The sequence below is a fragment of the Aeromonas australiensis genome (assembly GCF_000819725.1).
In the GTDB taxonomy this organism is placed as follows: domain Bacteria; phylum Pseudomonadota; class Gammaproteobacteria; order Enterobacterales; family Aeromonadaceae; genus Aeromonas; species Aeromonas australiensis.
In genome coordinates, this window is the sequence record NZ_CDDH01000011.1 from 1 (window position 1) to 3,076 (window position 3,076).

The window sequence follows — 3,076 nt, forward strand, 5'->3', positions numbered from 1 at the left end:
CCGCGCTTACACACCCCACCTATCAACGTTGTGGTCTCCAACGGCCCTTTAGGACCCTCAAGGGGTCAGGGATGACTCATCTCAGGGCTCGCTTCCCGCTTAGATGCTTTCAGCGGTTATCGATTCCGAACTTAGCTACCGGGCAGTGCCACTGGCGTGACAACCCGAACACCAGAGGTTCGTTCACTCCGGTCCTCTCGTACTAGGAGCAACTCCCTTCAATCATCCAACGCCCACGGCAGATAGGGACCGAACTGTCTCACGACGTTCTGAACCCAGCTCGCGTACCACTTTAAATGGCGAACAGCCATACCCTTGGGACCGACTTCAGCCCCAGGATGTGATGAGCCGACATCGAGGTGCCAAACACCGCCGTCGATATGAACTCTTGGGCGGTATCAGCCTGTTATCCCCGGAGTACCTTTTATCCGTTGAGCGATGGCCCTTCCATTCAGAACCACCGGATCACTATGACCTACTTTCGTACCTGCTCGACCTGTCCGTCTCGCAGTTAAGCTGGCTTATGCCATTGCACTAACCTCCTGATGTCCGACCAGGATTAGCCAACCTTCGTGCTCCTCCGTTACTCTTTGGGAGGAGACCGCCCCAGTCAAACTACCCACCAGGCACTGTCCGCGAGCCCGATTCAGGGCCCTGCGTTAGAACATCAAACATACAAGGGTGGTATTTCAAGGACGGCTCCAGCGCAACTGGCGTCACGCCTTCAAAGCCTCCCACCTATCCTACACATGTAGGTTCAATGTTCAGTGCCAAGCTGTAGTAAAGGTTCACGGGGTCTTTCCGTCTAGCCGCGGGTACACCGCATCTTCACGGCGAATTCGATTTCACTGAGTCTCGGGTGGAGACAGCATGGCCATGGTTACACCATTCGTGCAGGTCGGAACTTACCCGACAAGGAATTTCGCTACCTTAGGACCGTTATAGTTACGGCCGCCGTTTACCGGGGCTTCGATCAAGAGCTTCGCTTGCGCTAACCCCATCAATTAACCTTCCGGCACCGGGCAGGTGTCACACCCTATACGTCCACTTTCGTGTTTGCAGAGTGCTGTGTTTTTGATAAACAGTCCCAGCCATCTGGTCACTGCGACTCCCGACAGCTCCATCCGCAAGGGACTTCACCATCAAGAGCGAACCTTCTCCCGAAGTTACGGTTCTATTTTGCCTAGTTCCTTCACCCGAGTTCTCTCAAGCGCCTTGGTATTCTCTACCCGACCACCTGTGTCGGTTTGGGGTACGATGACTTGTAATCTGAAGCTTAGAGGCTTTTCCTGGAAGCAGGGCATCAATGGCTTCCGCACCGTAGTGCGTTCGTCTCGTGTCTCAGTGTTGTGTCTCCGGATTTGCCTAGAAACACCACCTACGCACTTTCACCAGGACAACCGTCGCCTGGCCCACCTAGCCTTCTCCGTCCCCCCATCGCAATTACAAGTCGTGCAGGAATATTAACCTGCTTCCCATCGACTACGCCTTTCGGCCTCGCCTTAGGGGTCGACTCACCCTGCCCCGATTAACGTTGGACAGGAACCCTTGGTCTTCCGGCGAGGAGGCTTTTCACCCCCTTTATCGTTACTTACGTCAGCATTCGCACTTCTGATATCTCCAGCATACCTCTCGATACACCTTCGCAGACTTACAGAACGCTCCCCTACCACGCAGGCGCATCCTTAATTACGCTAACCATCCCGCCTCCACTGATGAGAGGGGGCTTGGCGTGCTTCGCACGCAGCGTACTTAAGTGATGCGCCCGCATCCGCGGCTTCGGTGCCTGGTTTGAGCCCCGTTACATCTTCCGCGCAGGCCGACTCGACTAGTGAGCTATTACGCTTTCTTTAAATGATGGCTGCTTCTAAGCCAACATCCTAGCTGTCTGAGCCTTCCCACATCGTTTCCCACTTAACCAGAACTTTGGGACCTTAGCCGGCGGTCTGGGTTGTTTCCCTCTTCACGACGGACGTTAGCACCCGCCGTGTGTCTCCCGGATAGTACTTACTGGTATTCGGAGTTTGCATGGAGTTGGTAAGTCGGGATGACCCCCTAGTCCAAACAGTGCTCTACCCCCAGTAGTATTCGTCCGAGGCGCTACCTAAATAGCTTTCGGGGAGAACCAGCTATCTCCGAGTTTGATTGGCCTTTCACCCCCAGCCACAGGTCATCCCCTAACTTTGCAACGTTAGTGGGTTCGGTCCTCCAGTTGATGTTACTCAACCTTCAACCTGCCCATGGCTAGATCACCCGGTTTCGGGTCTACACCTTGCAACTAGACGCCCAGTTAAGACTCGGTTTCCCTACGGCTCCCCTATACGGTTAACCTCGCTACAAAATGTAAGTCGCTGACCCATTATACAAAAGGTACGCAGTCACCCCGAAGGGCTCCCACTGCTTGTACGTACACGGTTTCAGGTTCTATTTCACTCCCCTCACAGGGGTTCTTTTCGCCTTTCCCTCACGGTACTGGTTCACTATCGGTCAGTCAGGAGTATTTAGCCTTGGAGGATGGTCCCCCCATATTCAGACAGGATGTCACGTGTCCCGCCCTACTCGATTTCACATCAAGGTCGTTTTCGTGTACGGGGCTATCACCCTGTATCGCCGGCCTTTCCAGGACCGTTCCACTAACTTCCAAGATGCTTAAGGGCTAATCCCCGTTCGCTCGCCGCTACTGAGGGAATCTCGGTTGATTTCTTTTCCTCGGGGTACTTAGATGTTTCAGTTCTCCCGGTTCGCCTCCGTTAGCTATGTATTCACTAACGGATACCCGAGTTATCTCGGGTGGGTTTCCCCATTCGGAAATCTGTGAGTAATAGCGTCTCTTACCGACTTCTCACAGCTTATCGCAGGTTAGTACGTCCTTCATCGCCTCTGACTGCCAAGGCATCCACCATGTACGCTTAGTCACTTAACCATACAACCCCAAGAAGTGTCGTCGAAACGGCATTCAAGTTGCTGTACAACAAGGACCAAATAAAATTTGGTTTTCGCCAAGAAGTTTCCAAAGCACTTGTAACAAATGTTTGAGAACTACTTTTTAAATCAGCTTTCCAGATTGTTAAAGAGC

Annotated in this window: 1 rRNA gene; it reads right to left on the reverse strand. The window is 53.0% G+C overall.

Annotated elements, in window-relative coordinates:
* A 23S ribosomal RNA gene (locus tag BN1117_RS01985) occupies positions 1 to 2,923 on the reverse strand; the annotation flags it as partial.
* Between the last annotated feature and the right edge of the window lie 153 nt (positions 2,924 to 3,076).